At 49.0% G+C, this 24,635-nt stretch carries 19 protein-coding genes; 9 read left to right on the top strand and 10 right to left on the bottom strand.

The window, feature by feature from the left end; genetic code table 11:
• Nucleotides 1–44: 44 nt before the first annotated feature.
• The 3 genes from ACJJI6_RS15010 to ACJJI6_RS15000 are packed head-to-tail and all read left to right on the top strand — an operon-like array spanning nucleotide 45 to nucleotide 3,747.
• Complete coding sequence (locus tag ACJJI6_RS15010; protein ID WP_282934596.1) at nucleotides 45–842, top strand: enoyl-CoA hydratase/isomerase family protein; 798 nt, start codon at nucleotides 45–47, stop codon at nucleotides 840–842.
• Between the two features lie 5 nt (nucleotides 843–847).
• The gene (locus tag ACJJI6_RS15005; RefSeq protein ID WP_475711055.1) at nucleotides 848–2,848 is read left to right on the top strand and encodes an acetyl/propionyl/methylcrotonyl-CoA carboxylase subunit alpha; all 2,001 of its coding nucleotides are present in this window, start codon (nucleotides 848–850) and stop codon (nucleotides 2,846–2,848) included.
• Nucleotides 2,848–3,747, top strand: coding sequence for a hydroxymethylglutaryl-CoA lyase (locus ACJJI6_RS15000; RefSeq protein WP_475711053.1), 900 nt, complete (start codon nucleotides 2,848–2,850; stop codon nucleotides 3,745–3,747). The genes ACJJI6_RS15005 and ACJJI6_RS15000 overlap by 1 nt, the downstream gene beginning before the upstream one ends.
• Nucleotides 3,748–4,042: 295 nt before the next feature.
• On the opposite strand, the gene ACJJI6_RS14995 is transcribed toward ACJJI6_RS15000, so the two are convergent.
• The 3 genes from ACJJI6_RS14995 to ACJJI6_RS14985 all read right to left on the bottom strand — a co-directional run bounded on the left by ACJJI6_RS14995 (nucleotide 4,043) and on the right by ACJJI6_RS14985 (nucleotide 7,598).
• A complete protein-coding gene (locus tag ACJJI6_RS14995) occupies nucleotides 4,043–4,483 on the bottom strand; it encodes a nuclear transport factor 2-like protein (protein ID WP_475711052.1) in 441 nt (146 codons plus the stop codon).
• Nucleotides 4,484–4,658: 175 nt separating this feature from the next.
• Nucleotides 4,659–6,566 carry a multicopper oxidase family protein gene (locus tag ACJJI6_RS14990; protein WP_475711050.1) on the bottom strand — a complete coding sequence of 636 codons (1,908 nt, stop codon included), beginning with the start codon at nucleotides 6,564–6,566 and terminating at the stop codon, nucleotides 4,659–4,661.
• Between the two features lie 117 nt (nucleotides 6,567–6,683).
• Nucleotides 6,684–7,598 carry an SDR family NAD(P)-dependent oxidoreductase gene (locus tag ACJJI6_RS14985; protein WP_444959196.1) on the bottom strand — a complete coding sequence of 305 codons (915 nt, stop codon included), beginning with the start codon at nucleotides 7,596–7,598 and terminating at the stop codon, nucleotides 6,684–6,686.
• Nucleotides 7,599–7,807: 209 nt separating this feature from the next.
• Between ACJJI6_RS14985 and ACJJI6_RS14980 the strand changes: the two genes are divergently transcribed.
• From ACJJI6_RS14980 to ACJJI6_RS14970, 3 genes are all read left to right on the top strand, one after another.
• Nucleotides 7,808–8,239 (top strand): DUF4345 domain-containing protein, encoded by a 432-nt coding sequence (locus tag ACJJI6_RS14980; RefSeq protein WP_475711048.1) that lies wholly within the window; start codon nucleotides 7,808–7,810, stop codon nucleotides 8,237–8,239.
• 58 nt (nucleotides 8,240–8,297) lie between these two features.
• On the top strand, nucleotides 8,298–8,600 hold the full coding sequence (locus ACJJI6_RS14975; RefSeq protein WP_444940163.1) for a DUF1330 domain-containing protein: 303 nt from the start codon (nucleotides 8,298–8,300) through the stop codon (nucleotides 8,598–8,600).
• 80 nt (nucleotides 8,601–8,680) lie between these two features.
• Nucleotides 8,681–9,535: an AraC family transcriptional regulator gene (locus ACJJI6_RS14970; RefSeq protein WP_475711046.1), complete on the top strand. Its 855-nt coding sequence runs from the start codon at nucleotides 8,681–8,683 to the stop codon at nucleotides 9,533–9,535.
• A gap of 27 nt (nucleotides 9,536–9,562) precedes the next feature.
• On the opposite strand, the gene ACJJI6_RS14965 is transcribed toward ACJJI6_RS14970, so the two are convergent.
• From ACJJI6_RS14965 to ACJJI6_RS14955, 3 genes are all read right to left on the bottom strand, one after another.
• Nucleotides 9,563–10,162 carry a DUF1287 domain-containing protein gene (locus tag ACJJI6_RS14965; protein WP_475711044.1) on the bottom strand — a complete coding sequence of 200 codons (600 nt, stop codon included), beginning with the start codon at nucleotides 10,160–10,162 and terminating at the stop codon, nucleotides 9,563–9,565.
• A gap of 47 nt (nucleotides 10,163–10,209) precedes the next feature.
• A complete protein-coding gene (locus ACJJI6_RS14960; protein ID WP_444959200.1) occupies nucleotides 10,210–11,148 on the bottom strand; it encodes an NADP-dependent oxidoreductase in 939 nt (312 codons plus the stop codon).
• Between the two features lie 134 nt (nucleotides 11,149–11,282).
• The gene (locus ACJJI6_RS14955; RefSeq protein ID WP_444940161.1) at nucleotides 11,283–11,669 is read right to left on the bottom strand and encodes a hypothetical protein; all 387 of its coding nucleotides are present in this window, start codon (nucleotides 11,667–11,669) and stop codon (nucleotides 11,283–11,285) included.
• Nucleotides 11,670–12,349: 680 nt separating this feature from the next.
• Here ACJJI6_RS14955 and ACJJI6_RS14950 point away from each other — a divergent pair.
• Nucleotides 12,350–13,594, top strand: coding sequence for a DUF945 family protein (locus ACJJI6_RS14950; RefSeq protein WP_444926523.1), 1,245 nt, complete (start codon nucleotides 12,350–12,352; stop codon nucleotides 13,592–13,594).
• Nucleotides 13,595–13,665: 71 nt separating this feature from the next.
• Here the strand turns inward: ACJJI6_RS14950 and ppc are convergent, their stop codons facing one another.
• Nucleotides 13,666–16,329, bottom strand: a complete 2,664-nt coding sequence (gene ppc / locus ACJJI6_RS14945) for a phosphoenolpyruvate carboxylase (RefSeq protein ID WP_475711041.1) — start codon at nucleotides 16,327–16,329, stop codon at nucleotides 13,666–13,668.
• 322 nt (nucleotides 16,330–16,651) lie between these two features.
• On the opposite strand from ppc, the gene ACJJI6_RS14940 reads away from it, so the two are divergent.
• Together ACJJI6_RS14940 and ACJJI6_RS14935 are read left to right on the top strand one after the other, a co-directional pair.
• Entirely contained in the window at nucleotides 16,652–18,526 is a 1,875-nt protein-coding gene (locus ACJJI6_RS14940) for an MFS transporter (protein ID WP_475711040.1), read from the top strand.
• A gap of 1,131 nt (nucleotides 18,527–19,657) precedes the next feature.
• Complete coding sequence (locus tag ACJJI6_RS14935) at nucleotides 19,658–20,965, top strand: NAD(P)/FAD-dependent oxidoreductase (RefSeq protein WP_475711038.1); 1,308 nt, start codon at nucleotides 19,658–19,660, stop codon at nucleotides 20,963–20,965.
• 557 nt (nucleotides 20,966–21,522) lie between these two features.
• On the opposite strand, the gene ACJJI6_RS14930 is transcribed toward ACJJI6_RS14935, so the two are convergent.
• From ACJJI6_RS14930 to ACJJI6_RS14920, 3 genes are all read right to left on the bottom strand, one after another.
• Nucleotides 21,523–22,242, bottom strand: a complete 720-nt coding sequence (locus ACJJI6_RS14930) for a cysteine hydrolase family protein (RefSeq protein ID WP_413664181.1) — start codon at nucleotides 22,240–22,242, stop codon at nucleotides 21,523–21,525.
• A gap of 381 nt (nucleotides 22,243–22,623) precedes the next feature.
• Nucleotides 22,624–22,977, bottom strand: a complete 354-nt coding sequence (locus ACJJI6_RS14925) for a DUF4870 family protein (protein ID WP_444914904.1) — start codon at nucleotides 22,975–22,977, stop codon at nucleotides 22,624–22,626.
• A gap of 168 nt (nucleotides 22,978–23,145) precedes the next feature.
• Nucleotides 23,146–24,519, bottom strand: coding sequence for a response regulator (locus tag ACJJI6_RS14920; RefSeq protein ID WP_475711036.1), 1,374 nt, complete (start codon nucleotides 24,517–24,519; stop codon nucleotides 23,146–23,148).
• Nucleotides 24,520–24,635 lie beyond the last annotated feature (116 nt).

Here is a 24,635-nt window from a genome sequence, read left to right as displayed (position 1 = left end):
GTTCCGGTGCCGCTTTTGATAGACGCCCCAATCGAGGAATTACAATGAGCGATAAATTGCTGTGCGAAGTGGATAGCGAGGGCGTGGCCACGGTCACCCTGAACCGGCCGGAAATCCACAACGCTTTTGATGATGAACTGATCCACGAGCTGGCCACCACCTTTGACACCCTGGCGCAAAACCCCGCTGTACGTGTGTTGGTACTAGCCTCCAATGGCAAGAGCTTTTCTGCCGGAGCCGACCTCAACTGGATGAAGCGCATGGCGACTTATTCAGAAGAGGAAAACCGCCGCGACGCAGCTGCGCTCGCTGCCATGCTGTACAAGCTCGACACTTTTCCTGCGCCCACCATTGCGCGAGTACAGGGCGCCGCTTTTGGCGGGGCCGTGGGCCTGGTGAGCTGCTGCGATATGGCCGTGGCCTCTGAGCGCGCCAGCTTCTGTTTGTCCGAAGTCAAAATCGGGTTGCTGCCCGCCACCATCAGTCCCTATGTCATCAATGCTATCGGCACTCGCCATGCGCGTCGTTACTTTGTCACAGCGGAACGTTTCCCCGCTGAACGCGCGGAACAGATCGGTTTGGTATCCGAAGTCTGTGCCGAGGCCGATCTGGACCTGCATGTGCAGAAATTAGTGAATGCCATTGCCGACAATGGCCCCAAGGCAGTCGCCATGGCTAAGCAACTGGCTATGTCCATGTCCAACCGGGTTATCAACGATGAATTGCAGGGCCAGACCAGCGCGCTGATCGCTGCCGTGCGTGTGTCGCCGGAAGGACAGGAAGGGTTGAGTGCATTTTTGGAAAAGCGTGCACCCAGTTGGATGAATGGTAGCGAAGGGTAATTTTTATGATTCGCAAACTGTTAATAGCTAATCGCGGCGAAATTGCCTGTCGCATTATCAAGACCGCGCGCCGCCTGGGGGTGGCCACTGTCGCCGTTTATTCCGATGCGGATGCCGACGCTCTGCATGTGCAGATGGCGGACGAAGCGGTGCACCTGGGTCCGGCCCCGGCCAGGGATTCGTATCTGGATATCGACAAAGTATTGGGTGCTGCCAAGCAGACTGGTGCCGATGCCATCCATCCGGGTTATGGCTTCCTGTCGGAAAACGCGGAGTTTTGCCGCGCCTGCGATAGCAACGGCATTATTTTTGTCGGCCCACCCACCGGCGCGATTGAGGCGATGGGCTCCAAGTCCGCAGCCAAGCGTATTATGGAAGGGGCCAATGTGCCCCTGGTGCCCGGTTACCACGGCACCAATCAAAATGAAGAGCTGTTGGAAGGCCATGCCAATCGTATCGGTTACCCGGTATTGCTGAAAGCTGCTGCCGGCGGCGGTGGTAAGGGCATGCGCCGTGTCGACAGTGCCGATGAATTCCACGAAGCTCTGGCCGCTGCCAAGCGTGAGGCCATGAATGCCTTTGGCGACGACATTATGTTGCTAGAGCGCTATGTGGTGAGTCCCCGCCATGTGGAAATCCAGGTGTTTTGTGATCAGCAGGGCAATGGCGTCTACCTGTTTGAACGGGATTGCTCGGTGCAGCGCCGCCACCAAAAAGTAGTGGAAGAAGCTCCCGCACCGGGCATGACTCCGGAGCTGCGCGCCCGCATGGGTGAAGCGGCCCTGCGCGCGGCCCACGCGATTGGTTACGTGGGGGCCGGCACGGTGGAATTTCTGCTGGATGCCAGCGGTGCCTTCTACTTTATGGAAATGAATACCCGCCTGCAGGTGGAGCACCCGGTGACGGAAATGATCACCGACCAGGACCTGGTGGCCTGGCAGCTGTCAGTTGCCGCTGGCGATACCCTGCCCATGAGCCAGAATGAGCTGCAGATCAACGGCCACGCCATGGAAGTGCGGATCTACGCCGAAGACCCGGACAATGATTTTCTGCCGGCAACGGGCGTGTTGGTGCGCCACCAGCCCCCGGCGGAAGGCGAGGGTGTGCGAGTGGATACCGGTGTGCAGACCGGCGATGAAATCAGCGTGCATTACGACCCGATGATCGCCAAATTAATCTGCCACGGCCGCACCCGCAAAGAAGCCCTGGCCAAATTGGATCGCGCACTGCGTGATTATCAAATTGCCGGTGTGCGCCACAATATTGAATTCCTGCGCCGAGTGATCAATCACCAGGCATTTGCCAGCGGTTGTATTTCGACGCACTTTATCGAGGACTACGAGGCGGAAGTACTGCACCAGGAGCAGACACTGACGCCGCTGAAATGTGCTGCTATTGCCGGTTATTTGCAGCAGCGTGAAGAGCGCGATCTGCGCAATAGCGCACCTCAGCGGGATCCTTTCTCTCCTTGGCACAATGGTGATAACTGGCGCAATGCTCGGGCTGGCAGTCGTACCCAGACGGTGGACTACCGTGGCCAGCACGCTCAAATTCGCTTTGTTGCGGAGGGCGATAGCCTGCGCTGGACTTGCGATGCCTTGCCTGAGGAACAAAACAGCGGTGAGATTCGCCTTCTGCCAGGGCGGGACTTGATGTTGGTGGATGGCCGTCGCATGAGTTTCTCCGCCGTGGATACCCGCGATGGCGGTGCCGTATTTATCGATGGCACCCAGGTGGAATTCAAGCTGTTGCCACCGGATATGGGCGAGAGCAATGACCAGGCCCACGGCCTGGATGCCCCTATGAACGGCACCATAATTTCGCTGCTGGTTGAGCCCGGCTCTACGGTGGAAAAAGACCAGCCGCTACTGGTAATGGAAGCCATGAAAATGGAACACACCCTGCGGGCTCCAGCCGCCGGCACCGTGCAGCAGTTCTTCTGTGCTGAAGGTGAATTAGTGGATGGCGGTAGTCTGCTGGTGGATTTTGCCGGGGAGGAGCAATAATGACTTTGCCCAAACAGGTCAAAATCGTCGAAGTGGGCCCTCGCGATGGGCTGCAAAATGAAAAGCAGCCTATCTCTGTGGAGACCCGTATCGCTCTGGTGAATAAGCTCAGTGCCAGTGGGCTGTCGGTTATTGAAGCCGGCAGTTTTGTCAGCCCCAAGTGGGTACCGCAAATGGCTGCCAGCGAGGAAGTGCTGGCGGGTATCCAGCGTAAAGACGGTGTTATCTACAGCGCACTCACGCCAAACTTAAAAGGCTATGAGCGCGCAGTGGAAGCCAAAGCGGATGAAGTCGCCGTATTCGGCGCGGCCTCAGAAGCCTTCACCCAGAAAAATATTAATTGCAGTATTGCTGAGAGTCTTGAGCGCTTCCGTCCACTGGTGGAAAAAGCGAAGCAAGACGGTATACCCGTGCGCGGATACGTATCCTGCGTACTTGGTTGCCCCTATGAAGGCGATATTGATCCGGCCAAAGTGGCAGAAGTTAGTGCCGCTCTATTGGAAATGGGTTGCTACGAAATTTCCCTCGGCGACACCATCGGTGTCGGCACCCCGGAATCCGCCAAGCGTATGCTGGAGCAGGTAATGACCCGCGTGCCTGTGGAAAAACTTGCGGTGCATTTCCACGATACCTACGGCCAGGCATTGGCCAATATCTACGCGGCCTTACAAATGGGTGTCGCAGTAGTAGATTCCGCCGTAGCCGGCCTGGGCGGCTGCCCCTATGCCCGTGGCGCTTCCGGTAATGTTGCCAGTGAGGATGTACTTTATATGCTCAATGGCATGGGTATTGAAACCGGCGTGGATTTACAGTTGCTGGCAGAGGCTGGGAACTTTATTTCTGAACAGCTGGGGCGGGAGACTAACTCCCGTGTGGCTAAGGCTTTGGTGCCCTGCTGAGTGAGTAGTGGGGTCTCTCCAGAGAGTGTTTTTTCTGGAGAGAACCTTTTAGATAATTTTAGAATCATTTTTGTCAGAGCTAAAATAAACAGGGTTGCCTGTTCTAAGATATTTTGCCTCACCCCTTCTCAGTTAATTCTTAAATTTCAATCCTTAAGCGTCTGCTCAGCTTCCCGCTTAGAGAAATAATATCCCCTCTTGGTTGTTGATTTTTATTGACAGAAATTAACGACATGTAGAGTGATAGATTTAGAGACATGTATAGAGCTCTATAATCAAACATTTCATTAGATTCCTATTTCCAGTATTCAATAATCCTAGAAATCTGATCACCCTCAAATTCAAATACTGTTAAGTGGTTAGAGGTAACGCCTTGATAGGTTTGTTGCCGCTCAAGTGAGACTGCTTTGTAACCAGCGATGATTGATATAATTTTATATCTAGCGCCAGTCATTTGATATTCTCCCTCCTTTAAATACTTTATGGAGTTGTTGTATAGGTGCTCTCTGGTGTAGGTGCCGCCATAAACTTCATGAATATAGATAAAGTCGTCTGTGTAGTGAGAAAATAGTTTGTCGATATCTTCGACTGTCGATCCCTTCATCAGCATTTTGTTCTGTAGCTCATTGATAAGGACAGCTTTTTTCTTCAATTTTTCCTTTGTTAATTCCGGTATTTCAGTGGCAATTGCCCCTGATGCCAGTGTAAAAAATAATAATATTATTAGTTTTTTCATCGTAATTACTTATTTTGTACAGATCAATTCCGAGTTATTGTTGGTTTTCTTGGATGATTGTAACCATTGATAATGTTGTTTGGTTCTATTCTTTTTCTTGCTGTCTTATTTATTGTTCGGCTTATCGATTAGTTTTTAGGTGTTTACTCTTTATCTGAGATTAGAGGTTAATAGATTACTGGTTGTTTATTGGCTTTGGCGCCAACACCCTAAACGGCCTCATCATATCGTAATCCTCATGGGAGAGCAGATGACAGTGCCATACATAGAGGCCTTCTCGATCAAAGCGCGCAATTACCCGTGTTACTTGGCCGGGAAGGGCGATGACCGTATCTTTGGGGCCGCTTTCTTCTGGTTGTGGTGGAAGGGGTTTCCCTTGTAGAGATTCTATTTCCAGGCGTGCACCCTGAAATATCTTATCTGTATGCATAAATTTCTGCTGCTTGGCAATAAGTTTTCCTTTAAAAGGCTGGCGATCCAGTACCTGGAATTCCACCAGATGAATATGGATTGGATGAGCCGATACTGTAGGGTTGTATATTTCCCAGATCTCAACTGCGTTGTGTTGGATTATTTCTGTAGTAGGGTCTTCAAAAAATAGGGAGCCCTCCTTTACTGGACCTAACATGAGCAGATTGCGGCCATAGGGATCATCCAACCGATAGGTGGCAAGTTGTCGTGTGCGACTGGCTTGGTTAAGCCTATTAAGTGGGGCGCGCAAGGGAGTATTTAGGCTGAGTTTTAAATCTCCAGTGGTATTTTTAATCTCTGATTTCTGTTTATTAGAAGGGGTGTTTATCGATGTTGAAGCAATATGGAATTGTAGGATCTGGCCTGTAGTATTTGGATCGGTAGCTGGTGTGATGCCGCCGCGCCCATCGCTTAATACGCGTTTACCATCCGGGTTATAGACAAGTGGAATTGAACTCTTTGGATCATTGGCCTCTACAAATCCTTTAAAAGGGACATCCGGCCCAAAGTTCCGCAGTGTTAGTTCACGCTCTTCATAACCACTGAAATCTACTAAAACATCTGCTCGCTCTGCGGGTGCCAATATCAACTCGTTCAATTTTACAGGGTAATCGAGAAATCCGCCGTCACCGCCGACTTGTACAAAGGGTGTATTTTCGTCGATCCTGAGTATCAGTGTGCGGGTATCAGATGCGTTGAGTAACCGAAATCGATAGACGTGTGGAGTGACACTGACTTTGGGCCAGGTCATGCCGTTTACCAGAATAATATTGCCAAAAAATTCGTCGAGATGGGACGGATTGGGCCAATTGGCCTTAACCACCTCATGGGAAACCGGTGATGGAGGCTGGTCCCTCCAGCCAGGAAAATACAGCTGCCCATCGGAGCTAAACAAGCTGTCTGTAATAGCGGCTACAAAAGTGCGCTCTTCTGCAGGGAGCAGTTTCTCCTGTATCAGACGGTCTTCATTGTCATCGCCAACCAGGTAAAAACCGAATAGACCTGCGTAAACATTAAGGCGCGTCATGCCCAGGGTGTGGTCGTGATACCAGATAGTGGCGGCATCCTGGGAGTTGTCGTATTCGTAAATCTTTTTCTCAAATAATGGTCCCGTCTCACGATAATTGCGGGTGTACCAAGCGAGGGGGTTGCCGTCACTTTTCCACTCTGTATGCCCGCCGTGAAGGTGGATAACCATAGGTACAGCTTTTGGATCTTTTACGTCGGCGAGGTGAATGGATCGATCCACAGGAAATAGATGTGGACCCGGTAGCTCATTGGCCCAGTGTACAAATACCGGTTGGCCTTCTCGGGCGCGAATAGTAGGGCCAGGAGAGTGGATGCGACCTGCATATTCAAAACCCCAGGCTTTTGTCATTAAACGTTTGCCTTCCTTATCCCGTAGCCCCATCCAAACTTCAGTGGGGCGGGCGGGTAGTTTAATCGAGGCTGAGCCCTGAGGGCGGATTTCTGCGGGTATTGGCAGTTCATTGACGAACTTATCCACAGTTGCTGGATCCAGCAGCCGCAGGGGAGTTGCTTTAGCTACATCTTCAGCAGCAGTCAGGGCAAGGGGAATTAACAACAGCAGGGAAAAGATTACCCGAAACATTGGCTGTTTTTAGCAGTAAGTATTTAACAGTCAAGTATAGGTAAACAAGCGGTATCGGTGGCGTTAACTTGGGGGCAGGGAAGGGTGTACAGGGCCCTTCCCTGTTGGGACCCTTCATTAGATAAAGCGATTGATCGCCGTTTTGGCATTGTCTTGATAGGTAGGATTGTCCAGGTCCGGGAAAAGCTTCCGCTGTTCACCAAGAGGTCCAGTCAATCCACGTTCACTGCCGTAAAAAATACCTGTGCGGAAGGATGTTGTATCCAGCAGGGCATCGATATAGCGCTTGGCGCCTATTTCTACTTTGTGGACTTTGCCCAATAGCAGCATAATCCGCATCATGCCCTTCATCATATATTGCTTGAATAACGACAGTGTATTGAAGCCCTCTGTGCCTACAGTAGCCCCGGGGCTCATGGTTACGAAGCGGATATGGGGGAATTCCCGCGCCATGGAAGACATCCATAGGGCGCCCATATACTTTATCGGACCATAGGGTACCGTAGCGTCTTTGGTACTGGCATAGAGCTCTCCTTCGCAGATCTGCATAAACTCCCCCACAGAGGCGCTTTTCAGGTCTGGTCGCTTCATACCCATCTCTTTTACACCGCGAGCGGCTTCGGAGCCGGCGTAGATAGCAGTCTGGGTTAATTTATTGGCTTTCAGTAACTCGTTAGTCAGTAGTGCATGCCCGAGCAGGTTGACGGCGAAAATTTGTGTGACTCCCTCGGGGGTCTTGTCGTAAAACTCTTTCCCCCCGGTACCGCCAGCATTCATAACCAAAGCATCAATCGGGGAGTCCAGGTTGTTAACTGCCTCTTTCACGGATTGTTGATCCGCGACATCGATCAGCAATACTTCGAAGATATTCCTGCCTGTTTCCGACACCAGATCGGCTTGGGCTTCCTTGGCTTTGTGCAGATTGCGGCAGCCGAGATAGATCTTGTTAATCTGCTGGTATTCCGCCAGTTGCTTGGCGCATTCCCTGCCTAAGCCTGCATTCGCTCCGGTAATCAAAACACTCTTAATCATCTTTCTGTCTCTGTGGATATTGGGAACTGGTGCCCGGATATGGATATACCCGGCTGTTGGAGAGAAAGATAAGCGGTTAAGCGCCTCGTCTTTTGATATTTCTTGCTGTCTTAGTGGGATACCAAGACCGCAAGAAATATCAAAAATAGGGCCTTACTGGCCAATATGATTAGGTCATCACTCCAAATACGGCAAACTAAGGTGACACTATGAATCAGGCGAGTTCTATAGAAAGAAAAATTTTCCAATTGTTAGTGGTAGCGCTAGCGGTGATCTGTTTTGTACCCGGTGGTATCAGTGCATTTGGAGGGCTGAATGGCAGTGTAGCTCTGAGTGGTGGTGCTATGATTTTTGGCCCGGATAGCCCCTTGAGAGGATTTGGGGATAATCAATATCGATTTGCCTTTGGTGTTTTCTTTGCCCAGGGATTGGTTCTACTGTATTTCCTGAGCAATATCGAAAAACATAAAGCATTGTTTTACTTCGTGGCTTTATCCCTCTTTATTGGCGGTCTGGGCCGCTTAAGCAATATTCTGGAATTTGGATTGGTGGATGATCAGGTCTTACCCCCTACGATTATTGAGCTTGCGATAGTTCCACTTCTGGTTTTTTGGCATAGGCGAGTAGCCTCTCAAAGTTAGTCATTAGAAGCTCTTAGTTAAGCAACTAAAATTTATTTACACTTAAGAGGTTATTACTTTGTTACCAGTATTTTTACATATAGAGTCTTCACCAAACTTACAGGAATTGCAGGCTCTTCAGCAGTATAGTGGTCTGGCACCGCAATTAATGCAACAGTATGGGGGGGTGCCTATTGCTTCTTATGATGTGGAAGAGGCCCTGGACGGGGGGCGGTCACCAAGGGCATTTGTTGTGGTATCTTTTCCGGATCGGGAGGCGATCTATGCATTCTTTAATGATCCAGCCTACCAGGCTATTATTCCTTTGAGGGACAAAGCATTTGCCCATTTACGCTTTTTTATCACTAGTGAGCGAATTTAATTTAAAGGCATACTAAACCGGGAAGGTATTGTTCGAAAATTTCACCGTCCCAACGTAGACTGGCAGTAAAGGAGCCTCTCATGCAGAGATTTTTTAAAAGTATTAACTTCGTAGAGCAGCATCTATATGACAAAATTTCTGTTCACGAAATTGCTGCTGCCTCTCATTACTCCACCTACCACTTCAGCCGTATTTTTAAGGCATTAGTGGGGGACTCACCGAAAGAGTATTTGCGTAAGCGCCGATTGACCGTCGCCGCAAAGAGGTTGTTGAGTGAAGATATTGGTATTCTTGAGCTTGCCATGGAGTGCCAATTTGACTCCCAAGAAGCGTTTACTCGCGCGTTTAAAGCTTTATTTAACGTAACCCCGGCACAGTATCGAAAGCAGCAGGATCCTTTTCGGTTGTTGTATAAGGATCAATTTAGCCCTCATATGCTGCACTTCTTGCAAAATGAGTTGTCCATGGAGCCACAAATTATTTCGCGGCCAGCGATGCAATTGGTGGGGGTAGCGCAGGAATACGACCATGAAAATCTCAGCTTGCCAAAGCTCTGGTCTGCATTTCGGCCCTACAGGGATAAAATCTCCAATCGTATCAGCGATGAATCTTTTGGTATCTATGAATGTTATGAGGAAGCGGGTGATGAAATTCAGTTTAAGTATGTCTGCTGCGCGCCGGTTGCCGACCTGACTCAGGTACCCGAGGGAATGGTGGCGCGGGAACTACCGGAGCAGCTATATGCAAAATTTGTTCACCGCGGATCTATTACCACCCTGGAACAGACATTGAAGTATATTTGGGGAAGCTGGTTGCCAAAGTCCAATTACGACTATATTGAGAGGCCAGACTTTGAGCTGTACCCACCCAGATATCAGGTTACCAGCCCGACAGCGGAAATGTTTCTCCATATCCCGGTCAAAGAAAGGCCGTAATCGCTTGGCAATAGCGTAGTTTTTTCGCTACTCAATCTTTTCGGTTGCTTGGCTGGCGTTGTATCGGTAATGCCCAGTAATTTTAAAGGAAAACAATATATCTTCCAGCACGGGTCCAGCCCCGATATTGTGTGCGACCAAGTACCGGTTGGTTTTTTGAGAGCGTTTCGCAGTCACAATACCGATATGCGGTAAATTACCGGGCAGCATCCAGGTAACGATGTCCCCGGGTAGATAATCCTCTGCCTTGTCACTTATTGAGAGTGATAGCCCTTTGCGAGTAAAAAAAGCCTGTAGATTGGGTACTCGCCGGTGATCAATATTTTTATCTGGCCTGGAAAGTCCCCAAATGCGTTTAGACGGGTAGGCTTGAAAATGACCCGATATATCCTCGTGAACTTCTTTTTGCAAATCGATCCCCAGCTTCCTATATGATCGAATCACTACATCGGTACAAACACCGGTATCAGCCGGCACATCTCCATTTGGATAGGGGATAGACACATAAGCAGGATCGTAGCGTACCTTATGATAGGTTCGCTCCAGAGCAGCTTCGGCCAAAGTTATATTTTGTGCATAACTGGCGGCAGAAATCAGGGTACCCAAAAATAGAAATATCCGTTTCACTAGGGCTCCAGTTTTTTTGAGTCTAGGTTGAAATCCTATACTATCGTTTATTTACCCTGCAACACATCAATAACTATTTTACCTTTGGCTCTTCCCTTATTTAGGTAGTCGAGTGCGGCTTGAGTTTCATGTATGGGGTAGACTCTATCAATAACCGGTTTCAAAAATCCTTTCTCAAGTAATGAAGCAAGTTCTGCGAGAGTAGTGCCACTTGGCCATGAATAGACTAGTTGGAGACGCTGCCTCATCTTTTCAATTAAGGTATATGACCCTTTAGCTTTGACGGAGACTGATACTAATAGACCATGTTTGTTAAGAACTTTGGCAGACCTTTCTAATACTTCTCCGCCTAAAGAGTCGAGTACAAGGTCATAATCCTCGAGTAATTCCTCAAATTTTTCGGTTTTATAATTGATAACAGTGTCGGCACCGAGCCGTTTGACTAATGTAAAGTTGGCATCACTGGTGGTTGTGGCTACGAAGGCGCCTATATATTTGGCAATTTGAATAGCGATAGTACCGACTCCGCCAGAGCCGGCATGAATAAGGACTTTTTGTCCTTTCTGTAACTTTCCCACTTCAACGAGAGATTGCCAGGCTGTTAAACCCACGAGAGGGAAAGCGGCACACTCATTGTTGGAAAGATTGCTGGGGCGGATAGCTGCGTCCATTGCTTTGATTGAAGTGTATTCGGCAATCGTACCCGCTTGATTTGTATCGGGGCGTGCAAATATCAGATCGCCAATTTTAAAATTTCTGACAGCGCTGCCAATTTCTACTACTTTCCCAGTAACATCGTACCCGACAATATGCGGCATTTTTACAGGCATTACATTTTGTAAAGCCCCTGATATTGCCCAGTTATCGAGGGGGTTGATACTGGCCGATTGAACCTTTACTAAAATACTATTTTTATCCGGTGAGGGTTTAGGCATCTCTGCCATTTCGATGGGATTGCCATAAGACCTGATAATAGCGGCTAGCATATTTCACAGCTCTAAAATTAGAGGATTGAAAGCTTAAGTGTGTTGAAAGACTTACTAGTTGAGTAACTGTAAAAAAACAAAAATTGAGAAAGGGGCCCGAAGGCCCCTTGTAGCAGTAAATATAGCCACAATGGCTAGCGCAAGTTACTGATACAGCGGTTATATTCGCGAATATAAATCTTACCACCTACCGCAGGGTTAGCATTTGCCATATCTGCAGCGGCATTCATACAGCCTTCTACCTGGTCTCTAGTCAGACCCCAAGTTTGGGGGCGGGGTTGTGAACCGCGGATATACATATCCCGGGGATTCTCATAGCTACGAATACGGGTGGGGGGCTGTACTCTGTAGAAATAGCGGCCCTGCTCGTTAAAGGCATAGAAATTATTACCACTTTGATAATAAGTCTTGCCGAGAATCTGCACGGGTTCAGCGTTGGATGGGAGGCGCGTCATGCGGTCATCTGCATAACTGAAACCTGCGAGAGAACACAAGAGCACCATTGAAACAAGATATCGCATAACGTCTTCTCCTTCTCCTAGTTTGGCCACAAGTCTACTCAAACTGGGGGAGTGTCCCAACGTGCGGTAATGGAAGTTTCGGTTGTTGTAAAGGTATCTTTTAAGATCCGATCGAGATAACGGTTATGAATTCAATAATTATTTTTTACATGAATAGGTAAAAAACAAAAAATTTCCTAGATAGCGGTTTTCTTATAGTAATCAGGACCTTTATTTTGCTGAGGTATTTGTAAGAAAGCTAAATCGTGGAGATAAGAATCTGGGTTAGATTGAAATACAAGAAAAATAGATTGTTACCTACCATTTTAAATTGCTCTGATTAAGGGGAAGTTAAAGGGTGGTTTAAAAAATTACATTGTTGTTTAAAACTGTCAACGAGCCATAAAATTACTCAGGCGTGCCACAGGAGATCAAGAGACTTGTGAGCTGATCTCCAGCATAATGGTCAATTTCAATTTATGGCCGCTTACAAACCCCTCTTCTTAGGCTTGAGCAGAGCTTTTGAAATATAGATCTACTAATTTACAAGCCGAGATTCTGCTCTTTAGAAATGGGTCGTAGGTCCTTATGCCGTGGTTGATGAATGTTCAGCATTCGTACCAAGTAACGAGGCTCTTGTCGCACTAATAGCTGCATAATCTGATACCATCGGCGCAAACCCCTTCGCTAGATGATTTTTTATGAAACTACTGCGTTCACTTCTATTTATTGTGCTTGCCCTAATGGTGATATCTGCGCTGGCTGCGCCGGGTTTTATCGGCCCCAAAGTAGAGGAAATTTGGAAGCAGCAGTTGGGCCGCTTGCAGGGGGGGAATTCCACGGGTTACGAACGCGGATGGTTTGGTGCTGAAACCAATACTGAAGTGGCATTGCCGGATGGCACTACCCAGCTCAATACCGAGATCCATCATGGGCCGGTGTTGCTTACCTCTAAGGGGCCGCGCCTGGGTGTGGTTTATACCGAGACCCGGCTGGAGCTGGATCAACTACAGCCTGAATTGCGCGCTCAATTGGAGTCCATTTATGGCGCTTTACAGGCGAGTCCGGTAGTTCTGGAGACCCTGGTTACCGCCGACAACCGGGTGCTGAATACCCTCCGCTTAGACCCTTTCAAAAATACTGGCCCACTCGGGGAGCTGGAGTTTGACGGTGGGGAGATTGCCGTATCTACGGATTACAGCGGTGCTGTGCTGAACGGTGTCGTGGAGCTGGGAAGCTTGCGCCATATTCGCGAAGGTATCGAAGTACTGTTTACCGAGCCCCTTGAAGGCGAGTTTGAATATATGCCCGGCGAGGGCGGTAATGCGGAGCTGCGCTTGTCGTTGCTGAGGGCAGAATCAGATTCCGGGCCGGTTCAATTGCGCGATGTTACCCTGGACCTGACCTTGGAAGAATTGGCGGCACAGACCCTGAAAGTTATCAGTGACCTGAAGCTTCCCACCGTGGACTCGGCAACACCGATTACCTCTGTGCGCCAGCAGATGACCTTGCCGAGAATTAAGACTGCGGATCTGGGGCACTACCTGCGCGTATTGTTGCCGGCCCCTGAGCGGAATTGGGCCCGTGAAATGAGCCGCCCGCTGCGCCTGGAGCAACAGCTGGCGATTCAATCTCGCAATGGCCCGGTGTTAGTAGATGCTGATATCGATTGGCGGGGTATGCGCAAATCCTCCCGCCGAGGTGCCAGTGAGATCGATCAGTGGCTCAAACCGCTGGTAGGTAGTATGACCGTTAGCGCTGCAGAGCAGGCGCTCTTGCAGTCCCCCCTGGTAGGTCAGGCAATGCTTCTGCGAGATTATGGCCTGCTGATCGAAGACAAGGGTGAGCTGCAAATGTACCTCAAGGTCAATCGTGGCCAGTTGGAGGTGAATGGAGAGCAGTTGCCGGCAGACCTGTTCGTGATGGCACTTACCGGCAGGTTCTGATTGCTTGGGGGCCTGCTATTGTGAAAAAAGCAGGCCTCAAATCCCAGTATCATCACAGCTGCCGTGGTCTTTTAACCCGTATTGCGCATGCCCGCTGCAATCCCTGCGATAGTGACCATCAGCGCACTTTCCAGTACCGCATCACTTTCCCGTTCGCGCAAACGTGCCATCAGCTCGGCCTGCAATAGGTGCAAAGGGTCAGTGTAGGGATCGCGCACGCGGATGGACCAGCGCATTACGGGATTGTTATCCAACAAGCTCTCCCGCCCGGTAAGCTGTTTTAGGGCCTCTACGGTGTGAGCCAGTCGCTCTCTCAAACTGACACCCAGTTGGATTAGGTCTGCATCCTGGGTGAGTCGTTCTTCGTACCAGGAGGCAACGCGGGGATCGGCCTTGGCCAGTACCATTTCTAGCATATCCACAACGCCTTGGAAAAAGGGCCATTGGCGGCTCATATCCCGCAAGATATCAGTTTCATCTGCGTGCTTGAGGGCATTCTCCAAGGCGGCGCCAGTGCCCAGCCAGGCCGGTAACATCAGTCGTATCTGGGTCCAGGCAAACACCCACGGAATCGCCCGCAGTGATTCGACACCGCCACCGGGTTTACGCCTTGCCGGGCGACTGCCCAGGGCCAGGCGGCTCAGCTCGGTTTCCGGGGTGACAGTGCGCAAGTAAGCCACCAGGGCTGGGTCATCCTGCACGACTTCCCGATAGTTGCCGACGGAGACTTCCGTGAGCCGGTCCATCTCCGCGCGCCACTCCGAACGCGGCTCTGCCGGGGGCATCAGTGTCGCCTCCAGAGTTGCGGCGACATACTGCTCCAGGTTGTAGGCGGCTACAGAGGGACGGCCGTATTTGAAGCGAATCATTTCTCCCTGTTCGGTAACGCGAATACGTCCGGCTATTGATCCCGGTGGTTGCGACAGCAGGGCCATACGAGTAGGAGAGCCGCCCCGGGATATGGAGCCGCCACGGCCGTGAAACAGAGTTAGGGGGATACCGTGGTTGCGGAATATACCGGTGAGAGTTTCCTGTGTGCGGTACTGGGCCCAGGCGGCGCCCAGGAAGCCGGCGTCCTTGGCGGAGTCCGAGTAGCCGATCATCACTTCCTGGCCATCGAGCACACGCTGCTTGTAGAGGGGGATATTCAGCAGGGTACTCATAGTGGTAGCTGCACCATCGAGATCGTCGAGGGTTTCAAACAGGGGAACCACTCGCATTGGCACCTGCACCCCGGCAATTTTTTGCAGCAGCATTACAGCGAGAACATCGGAAGGTGTGGTCGCCATTGAGATAACGTAGGCACCTAATCCCTCGGGACCCTGTTCGGCAATGACCTTGCAGGTCTGTAAGACTTCACTTACCTCTTCGTCACAGAAATCACTGCGGTAAAAGCTCTCGTCCACCAGTGGGCGGCGGCTGTCCAGCTCGGACACCAGGAACTCCTGTTTCTCCTCTTCACTCCAACTGCTGTAATTGCCCATACCCAGATAGCGGGTAATGGCATCCAGGGTGTCAGCGTGGCGGGTGGATTCCTGTCGTATATCCAAGCGCAATAAAGTGATGCCGAAGCAGTTGAGTCGCCTCAGGGTATCTTTAAGTTGGCCATCGGCGATGGCTGAGAGGCCCACATCGCGCAGGGAGCGGTCGATCAGGCGCAGCTCGTCGGCCAGCTGCTCGCTGCTGGTAAACGCGAGGCCGGAAGGCTCTGCACGTCGACCAATGCGGGCCTCCATTTTTTCCCGGGTTATTTTGAGACGGTCGCGAACCTGGCGCAGCACCAGGCGATAGGGCTCGTGGCTGGGGCCAGTGCGCTGTAAAAGTTCTTCGCTGGCGCGATGCATGGACAAGTCTGCGAGCAGGTTTTCCACATCGCGCAGATAGAGGTCGGCGGCCATCCAGCGGGCTAGGTGCAGAACTTCCCGGGTGACGCTGGCGGTGACATTGGGGTTGCCGTCCCGGTCTCCCCCCATCCAAGAGGCAAAGTGGATGGGAACCCAATCAACCGGTAATGGGGGCAGCTTGGCCAGGGCCAATTCACTGTCTATTTCCCGCATACTCCTCGGAACTGCCTGCCACAGGGATTGTTCGATGGTGGCAAAGCCCCACCTGGCTTCATCAACTGGGGTGGGCCTGGAGCGGCGGATCTCGTCGGTGCTCCAGGCGGAAAGGATCTGTTCTTGTAGGTGGCGACGTAAATCCTGGGATTCTTCAGGGGTCAGGTCGGGCCTGTCCAGTGTGTTGAGCAGGTCTGCAACTCGATCGTATTTGCGAATTAGGGTACGGCGTGTCACTTCGGTGGGATGAGCGGTTAGGACCAGTTCTACGGATAACTCTTTTAGTGTCCCGTGGATTTCCTCGGGAGACTTCCCCGCTTTGCTTAACTCTGCCAGTACCTGTCGCAGGCCGCGGTCTGTATCGGGATCTCCGGGAAAGCGCTGGTGCTGGCGGTGCAGTCTCTCGCGATGGCGCTGTTCGGCAATATTGGCCAGGTTTAGAAACTGGCTGAATGCCCGGGCAACTTCCAATAGGGTCGCATCATCCAGGGGGTCGAGTAGCTCTCGCAAGTGATCGGCCTGCATCGCCCCTTTGCTGCGGCTTTCAACGGCCGCCTGACGAATATTCTCAACGGTATCAAATAGTGGCTCGCCAACTTGGTTTCGCAATACTGCGCCGAGCTCGTCACCCAGCAGGCGTACATCTTCCCGCAAGGGGGCATTCTGGTCCTGGTTCACGAATCTATTTCTCCCTGTTAACAACGCGGTGAAAGTCAATCGGATAGGCATATTCGCACACTTTGCGCTGAAGCATGCAATGTTGCAGCTGCAACTTTTGGCGGAAAAATAACGGGAAATATCGGTGCGTTAATGTCCAGCCAGATTGTGGCGGTTTTAAAGTGTCAACATTTCGGACAGTTTACTGAATTCGCTATATTCAGGTACAGATTCGGATTTCAGCCGATAGATCCATAGCTGCATAAGCATCATTGGATCTTTAAGCAGCAATCTATAGCGCCACAGCCACCATGCGGAGCATTGCCCACAAGAGCGATAAGTAATGGCTCAAAACCAGTTTAAGCTGCTCGGTACGCGGCGTTTTCTACCGCTGTTTGTAACCCAGGTTCTTGCAGTTTTCAGTCGTAATATGTACAAGAATGGGTTAATAGTTCTACTCGCATTCCGTATGGCTGAAGAAGAAGCTAACACGCTGATCAATATTGCCTTTAGCCTGATGATTCTGCCCTACTTCCTCTTTTCCTCCTTGGCAGGCCAAATCTCCGATAAGTTCGATAAAAGTAAGCTCATCAGAATCTACAAATTGGCCGAAATAGGCATAGGTATCGTGGGTATTATTGCTATGTTTACCCAGCATTATGCCCTGAGCATGGTGGTCTTTTTCTGCTATGGCACTTCCTCTACACTTTTCAGTGCGGCAAAATTTTCCCTGATACCCCAGCAATTAAATAGAAGTGAGCTACTCGCTGGCAATGCGTTAATCCAAATGGGGTCTTTTATTGGTACCCTGACCGGAACAATTGTCGGTACTATATTGGTCGGATTCACCCATCCCGGCCAACACGGATTGACATTTATCGCGGTCATTTTGGTATTCATGGCCGTCATTGGTTTTCTGGCAAGTTGTGCAATTCCTAAGGCCCCGCCTTCATCTCCGAAACTGCACATCAATTGGAACCCGGTGGCACACGTCGTGCGTGTCATGTACTTGGCATGGCAGACACCTCCAGTGTTTTACTCCATTTTCGCTATTTCCTGGTTCTGGCTGACAATCACCGCATTCCTTGCGCAGATTCCCAACTTTACCCGCGATACTCTTGGTGGAAATGAAGATGTTATCACTTTGTTGTTGAGCAGCCTCACTGTGGGCACTGCCTTGGGGTCGTTGCTGTGCAACTGGCTATCCCGAGGTCGTATCGAATCGGGTTTAGTGCCATTGGGTGCTATTGGCATCACTTGCGCTGGATTGGCGCTGGGTCTCCAATCCAATAGTTTTCATACACTTCCCAACGCAAACCTGACTCAATTTTTTAATCATCATGGTTCCTATTGGATCCTTCTCAATATGGCGCTCCTTGGTATTTTTGGCGGTATTTTTACTGTTCCTTTGTACGCAATGATCCAAGACCGCTCAAGTGTAAAGATCCGCTCGCAGATTATCGCGATCAGCAATATGGTCAATGCACTGTTTATGGTGGCCGCTACTCTCGTGAGTATCACTTTCCTGGATATCCTAAAGATCTCTATCCCCACATATTTCATCATTATCGCTTTACTAAACCTGATTGTGGTCGCCCTGATTTTCGCCAAGCTACCAGAGTTCATCATGCGCGGGCTGCTATTGCTGCCTGCACGAATCCTCTATCGGGTCAGCCTAAAAGGATTGGATCAAATCCCCAGAGAGGGACCCGCCCTCATTATCAGTAACCACATCAGTTTTCTAGATCCAGTAATATTAGCGGACACCATCGAGCGTTATGTGCGCTTTATCGCACACCCTAAAATCTATAAATCCCGCTTACTGCGATGTATATTGCATATGGGCGATGCTATTCCCATAGGTTTGGATCCTGATGATCCAAACAGCCGTGAACGCACTTACAAAACCATAGTGGAGAGTTTTGAAAATGGGGAATTACTCTGTATTTTTCCTGAGGGAAAAATCAGCGAAGATGGCGAGTTGCAGCCATTTCTGAAAGACCTTGAGGAAATTTTAAAGCGCAAGTCTGTTCCGGTTATTCCCATTGCCTTACATGGAGCCGGTTCCCAAGCCGAGAATTCAGTGCAGCAGTTTAAAAAGAAAAGAAAACGACGCTTATTTCCCGAAGTTCTTGTTATCGCAGGGCAACCGGTAGAAAGTATTAATACAGATTCGGAAAGCCTACAAAAACAAATGCGAGATCTTAAGGGAAATTAATAAGGAAGGAACGATAGAAACGAGAATGCGTATAGAGGCTTAGTTATTCTTAGCTCAGAAAATCAATAATTCCTTTATATTACCTGAAGCCAAGTTGTATATTTAACTGACTCATACTCACAGTAGGAAGCTACGCGCGCTCCTTCTATAGCATTCTCATGAGAGAAAGTGCTTTCTAGAGTTCGCCAATTTTCTATGTCTCGATCACTCTCATCACGGTGAAGATACTTATAAAACTCCTGGGGTGAATCGCTCAAATATCTACATAGGTACCTGACACCAATGCCCTACGGATTAAGGGCTGCCCACGCGAATCTTTCAGAAATACTTCCCACTTTTTAGGGAAGCTTCCTCCTTATATAATTTCTTAACCTATTTTCTTAAACATTTTATCTCATTATCACCATTTTGAGATTGAGATTGAGATTGAGATTGAGATTTCGCTGTCTTTGTCATACTTATTCTACGGCTGGGCCTCTCGACCAATTTGCCTTCTCTACTTTCAGTTGATTAATGAGAACTACCACTCTAACTTTGAAATCTCTTGTGTATTCAATATACATGTTCTTCACTCTGTATTTTCACCATTTTTTTCCTACCCTATCCAAAAGGTTGGCGTCTACTCAATAGAGATAGATTTCCCACGCCCACGCCATAGCGTTGTAAATGTGGGCTACTAATCCGTTGCCGGGCGCGCACCTGTATCGCGGCTTTTGTATAAAACCTGCAAGAATGGCAATCCCTGCGACATTGGGCCCTGTTCATAGATCCATAGGACTGTGGTGGCCTGTTCGCTGCAGAGGCGGCAGACAAAGTGGAGCCCTGTGTGTGCGCACTACCGTAGAGAGTTGCAGCCAAGCCTCTATCATTGATGTGATCAGTAGCAATGAGAAGCCACACCCAAAGGTAAACCTGCGTAGAAATGGCTAATGACGGCAGTTACTTACCCGCGATAACGAAGCGGAACACAGCCAAGTGTGATAATCCCGTACTAGCCTAAATTACTTTATCGCCGTTAATTCTGAGTTTTATGACGTCAAAATTGACGCCGACAAGCACCTATATACAACAAGAGTTATAAAAAGATTAGTGAGTCAACTTTTTAAGTAATAAACAGGATGACCAACCTTCATGAAAAAGATTGTGATCATCGGTGGCGGAGCCAGCGGCCTTCATTTAGCAACTCGACTTGGACGCCATTTCAATTCTACTCGGATGTTTGGGCTTAAGCGTAAGGCCCCATCTGCTCAGATCACTTTAGTCGATAAGAATCGCACCCATATCTGGAAGCCCCTAATCTATCAGGTGGCCACTGGCATATTAGATACCAGCATGGATGCTCTTAACTACCAAATTCACGCCAGCTCTAATGGCTATGAATTCCAGCTCGGCTCACTACAATCCCTCGACAGGAAGCGCCAGATTTTGACCCTAGGGGCGGTGCTGAATGACAAAGGCTGCGAACTAATACCTCCGCGCGAGCTAGAGTACGACTATCTAGTGATCTGCGTTGGCAGTATAAGCGATGACTCCAATACACAAGGAGTGCGCGAGCACTGCATTCCTCTCGACAGCATTGAGCAGGCACACAAATTTCACAAGCAACTGCTCGATTACTTTTTATGCCTAGAAACACACCCCGATAGAACATTACAAATTGCCATTATCGGCGGTGGCTGTACTGGGGTGGAACTTTCTGCGGAGCTGATGGCTGCTAGTAGACAGGTTAGTCAATATGGGCGTATCCGAACCGGTGCCATTGACATTACATTAGTCGAGGCCGAGCCTCAGTTACTACCGGGATTACCGGCAAGATTAGGCAACAGCGCCGCGCGAGAACTATCTAAAATGGGGGTTCGTATACTTACCAACTGCCATATTAAGACTGCAAGTGCCAACAGCCTCACTACCGATGACGGCAAAGAGATCCCCGCAGCAATTCGAGCCTGGGTCACCAGGGTTAAGGCACCGGAGTTCCTCACTCAGTTGGATGGTCTCTTCACCAACCAACTCAACCAGATAGAGGTGAAAACCACCCTGCAAAGTAAAAATGACCCCCATGTCTTTGCTATAGGGGATTGTGCCAGCTGCATCGACGGTAACAAACGGCGTGTACCATCACGTGCACTCGCCGCACAACAGATGGCCAAGCTCTGTTCCACCAACCTGATCGCCCTGATAGAAAAAAAATCCCTGGGGCACTTCTATTACCGGGATCGTGGTTCGCTGGTTTCTCTTAGTACAAACACTGCTGTAGGAAACTTAAGGGGGTCTTTTGTAAGAAGAAACCTTACTCTTGAGGGCCGTATTGCCAGTTTGGCCTACCACTCCCTTTACCAAATGCACTTGGCGGCAATCCACGGCTGGCCCAAGGCCATACTGCTCTATTTACTTAGTCAAGCCAATCGAGCATTGAATCCCGGTCTTAAAATGCACTGATAAGGATAAAAACTATCATGACAAAAAGATGACTACACACCGAAGTCGCCCTGTTTAAGGTTAATCCTCACCGGGGGGCACTGAAGTAGTGACAATGCATAGGATACTGAGGCGCGAGCAGGGCAAAAGGTCTTCAGAGATCGGGGAGTTGGCTTATTAGTAATATCGACAGGAAGACAACCTCCCCATGAAAAAAATTATGATTTCTTTCTCCATACACAACTGCTTTACCTCACGTCGCAGGTATTTGTTCCTACAGCCTCTGCAGTCCTAGAAAATGAATATCCTTGCTCAGAGACTAGAGCTCAGACCCCTTTCTTGAATTCCAGCTTGAATTTCCTTCGTGTACTTTTTGTTTTCATACTTAACCTCGCTTGACAGTTTTACTATCTTAGCGAGATACCCGGAAGGGTCGAACCTTATTTTCCTCAGGGTCTACCCAAGGGCCGGCCTGTTTTACAGCCTAAAACTGCGCGAAATTTTTAGGATATGGCAAGCTATTCGAAATAGTTTAGACAGAAAACTAAATTCAAGATAAACCAACTCTAAAATATTGTTTATGGAGAGCCATGTGATACCCCCACAAAATACAAAATCTTGTGATCAGCGATATAACCATAACCATCTTTAAATATTGAAAGTGCATGCTTAGCAAGCTCACAATTGGCACTCCAAACAGCATCTTCAAAAACATACGTCTTGAAGCGAAATGAAGCACTTTGTGCAGTAGCCAGGACACATATGTGTGTTTCCACACCGACAATAAAAACTGTATCAACCCCTAAACTTAGTAATTCCTCTTCCAGGGAGGTACCAACAAAGCCGTTATAAACATGCTTTTCAACTACAATTACCCCCTCTTCTGCCATCTGCCAAATAGGCTCTATAATTTCCGCACCCCAAGTACCTAACTTACACGGATAGTAACACCTACCTCTATTTTCCTCGCCACGAAGAAAAGAATTAAGATATTTATGATCTGGCTTAATAACTGTCTTTAACAGAAGAATAGGAATCTCTCTCTCTTTGGCAACCCTCATACATAAAATAATATTATTAACTACCTTTTTCAGATCATCACCTTTGCGGATGATCCGCGGACTCCAATCTCTACTTGGTGACGGAGTTTCAAGCTCAATATTACTGGAACCCTGTCGCCTACGGTCGTAATAGCCCCCCGCGCAACAAAAATCGTTTTGCATGTCGACAACAACCAGAGCCGCGCTGATATTCGTTGACAGATAATTTACCACATTGTCATCTCCATCATCAGCCATACTCAAGTCTTAGTTGTTGGGGTTATCGATGAGACAAAACCGTTATAGCAGCCCCACAGAACCACAGCAGTACTATCTTGTAATTCTTAAATCGTAACACTTCGGAAGGCTTTATCCAGCTATAGCCCCGTAGTCACTATACCGCTCATAAATACTGGCAACTTTTCTACATCTTAGACTTAGATCTAAGTCGTTGAAAGTTGTGTCCATGAGACGTTAGGCAATACCCGCCCATAATTCCTACCCATTTCATCTCTTAAAACTGTCCGAAGTATTGAAGTGTGAAAGTGGACTAAATATTCGAAGCGGGGAACTTATTTAAATAACTCAGAATTTTATAAGGGCCCACAATCACTCGGGCCCCAAATTGAAGGCTTACTTTTAATAGGTCGGACGTCTGTCTACCAGCATCAGCCAGCCGCGAATAACCCGATAGATTACCCACACCCAGTTAATTGCCAGAATCAGGTAGCCCAGTCCCAGTACCCAAATGGTTAGGGAGCCGACAATGGTCCACAGCAGCCAAAACCAGAAGGTGCGAATCTGCCAGCGGAAATGGGACTCGGCCAGGGTGCCGCGAACATCGCTGCGCTTAAAGTAGTTGATTAATACCCCGATAAAAAATGGCACTGCGGTAAATAAGCTGATCGCCTGGATCAGGTAAACCATAATGGCCAGGTCGCGCCCGCTTTGTTCTCGGGCTTCCTGACTGCGTTCGGGATACTGCTCTGACATAACTTGATCTCTCTACTATTCACTCCAATATAGTGTGGTGCAAATAGTGCATTTCAACTTAGCTGCGCTGGGATGTGTTATTTGTGCGGTGGATTGCAGACGCCTCTTCCGCCCCACTACTTCCCAGTAAGAGTACTGTAACTCGAAATCGGGCCACAGTAGGGTGGTTCATTTTAATGCCCACTCAGTGTGAACATTGCGCTCGCGCCAGGCCTTTAGCTGGCGCACAGATTCGCGCATAAGCTGTAACAGCTCTGTGCGCTGTTGGCGACAATGTTCTCTTTCACTATCGATAGAGAGGTTTGCGGCCAGGGTACGTAAGCGAGAAGCTATTGTTTCGAGGCCGACCTCAATAGCTGAGCGAGCCAGTCTTTGTGCCTGCTGTTCTGCATCAAGCCAGTGGCGTCCAGTAATAGCGCTGGTTAATGACGTTATTTGTTTTGGCAGGGTAGCGGTGCGCTCGCTGAGTAATTCGGCAAACGTATGGTGGTCCAATGTATCCCGCAGGCGAAATAGGGTATTGGTATTCAGCAGTCGAGTGGGCTTTGCTCCCTGGGGGCCTGCAATGCCCTGGCTTCGGCGAACAGCCCAGCTCAATAATTGCATCAGCTGTCGGTCGCCGATCGGGTGGGTCAATACCCCGGTAAAGCCTCTGGCCTGGTAGCGCTCCTTATCGCCAGAGCTGGCATTTTGTAAAAGGGCAAAAATAGGTAGTTCTGCACCTCTTTCCCTACGGATTTCCCGCACTGCTTCAACACCATCCATCAATGGAAGATGGGTATCTGCCAAAATAAGATCGAAGTTTTTTTGCAGTGCAGCGCTGCTCCCATCGATCCCATTGCACTCCCGCTGTACGTTATGGCCCATGGTTTCCAGGGTGGGTTGAAGGGAGTCATGCTTACTGTTTTCAACGAGTAAAACAGAGATCTGTTTGCCGGGCGCACGATGGCTTTCAGTGGGGAGTTTTAATTCTACTGTCTCAACATTACCGCACTGATGTAAGTTCTCCAGGGATTTAAGGGCGCTATTTAATTGTCTTTTCCCGATTTCTACCAGGGCGCGCGTATTGTTGTCTTCGCTGCGAGCTAATAAATTCAAAGTGCCGAGAAGTGTATCCAGGGGATGCTGTAAATGGTGCCGGGTTATGGTGAGGAGATCAGATTTTTCCTGGCGCAATTGTTCAAGCTCACTAAGGGCATTAGCAAGTTGTTTTTCCAGTGCGACAAATTCGCTGTTACGACTGTGTACCTGTTGGAAAAGATTGCTATTTTCCTTGCTCAAATTTTTAAGCCGAGCATTGGTATCGAGGGTTAATTGGCGTAATTTAACTTGCCTATTTATTGCAAACGCACAAATTAGCAGTACAAGTACAGCGGGTATTCCCACCCAAAAGAGCGGGACCTGACTTTTTAGTGTGGTAATAACATCGGCCTGTGCAGTACTCGATAAAAATACCGAACCCGAGACCAATAGGCCGAGGCATATGGCACGCAAGAATACGTGACGAGAGGGAATTCCCCCAGACAAAGTGGTTTCTATCATCCTTGTAACCAACGTTATTTAAATTGGACTAAATCCTGCAGTCCAAAAAGGTTTTAATACGACTTGTTGTAATGGATACCCAGGCACATCGGAGATTTTTGATACTGCAATAAGCC

Source organism: Microbulbifer maximicatervae (SeqCode) (assembly GCF_056232625.1).
The sequence above is the reverse complement of the archived record's forward strand: the minus strand, read 5'-3'. Positions and strand labels throughout refer to the sequence as shown.

Excerpts from the sequence above, each read along its gene's own strand:
- ACJJI6_RS14920 (WP_475711036.1), bottom strand. The coding sequence starts at position 24,519 with ATGATAGAAACCACTTTGTCTGGGGGAATTCCCTCTCGTCACGTATTC.
- ACJJI6_RS14940 (WP_475711040.1), top strand. The coding sequence starts at position 16,652 with ATGGCTCAAAACCAGTTTAAGCTGCTCGGTACGCGGCGTTTTCTACCG.
- ACJJI6_RS14955 (WP_444940161.1), bottom strand. The coding sequence starts at position 11,669 with ATGCGATATCTTGTTTCAATGGTGCTCTTGTGTTCTCTCGCAGGTTTC.
- ACJJI6_RS15005 (WP_475711055.1), top strand. The coding sequence starts at position 848 with ATGATTCGCAAACTGTTAATAGCTAATCGCGGCGAAATTGCCTGTCGC.
- ACJJI6_RS14990 (WP_475711050.1), bottom strand. The coding sequence starts at position 6,566 with ATGTTTCGGGTAATCTTTTCCCTGCTGTTGTTAATTCCCCTTGCCCTG.
- ACJJI6_RS15000 (WP_475711053.1), top strand. The coding sequence starts at position 2,848 with ATGACTTTGCCCAAACAGGTCAAAATCGTCGAAGTGGGCCCTCGCGAT.
- ACJJI6_RS14960 (WP_444959200.1), bottom strand. The coding sequence starts at position 11,148 with ATGCTAGCCGCTATTATCAGGTCTTATGGCAATCCCATCGAAATGGCA.
- ACJJI6_RS14970 (WP_475711046.1), top strand. The coding sequence starts at position 8,681 with ATGCAGAGATTTTTTAAAAGTATTAACTTCGTAGAGCAGCATCTATAT.
- ACJJI6_RS14985 (WP_444959196.1), bottom strand. The coding sequence starts at position 7,598 with ATGATTAAGAGTGTTTTGATTACCGGAGCGAATGCAGGCTTAGGCAGG.
- ACJJI6_RS14995 (WP_475711052.1), bottom strand. The coding sequence starts at position 4,483 with ATGAAAAAACTAATAATATTATTATTTTTTACACTGGCATCAGGGGCA.
- ACJJI6_RS14925 (WP_444914904.1), bottom strand. The coding sequence starts at position 22,977 with ATGTCAGAGCAGTATCCCGAACGCAGTCAGGAAGCCCGAGAACAAAGC.
- ACJJI6_RS14980 (WP_475711048.1), top strand. The coding sequence starts at position 7,808 with ATGAATCAGGCGAGTTCTATAGAAAGAAAAATTTTCCAATTGTTAGTG.
- ACJJI6_RS14950 (WP_444926523.1), top strand. The coding sequence starts at position 12,350 with ATGAAACTACTGCGTTCACTTCTATTTATTGTGCTTGCCCTAATGGTG.
- ACJJI6_RS14930 (WP_413664181.1), bottom strand. The coding sequence starts at position 22,242 with ATGGCTGATGATGGAGATGACAATGTGGTAAATTATCTGTCAACGAAT.
- ACJJI6_RS14935 (WP_475711038.1), top strand. The coding sequence starts at position 19,658 with ATGAAAAAGATTGTGATCATCGGTGGCGGAGCCAGCGGCCTTCATTTA.
- ACJJI6_RS15010 (WP_282934596.1), top strand. The coding sequence starts at position 45 with ATGAGCGATAAATTGCTGTGCGAAGTGGATAGCGAGGGCGTGGCCACG.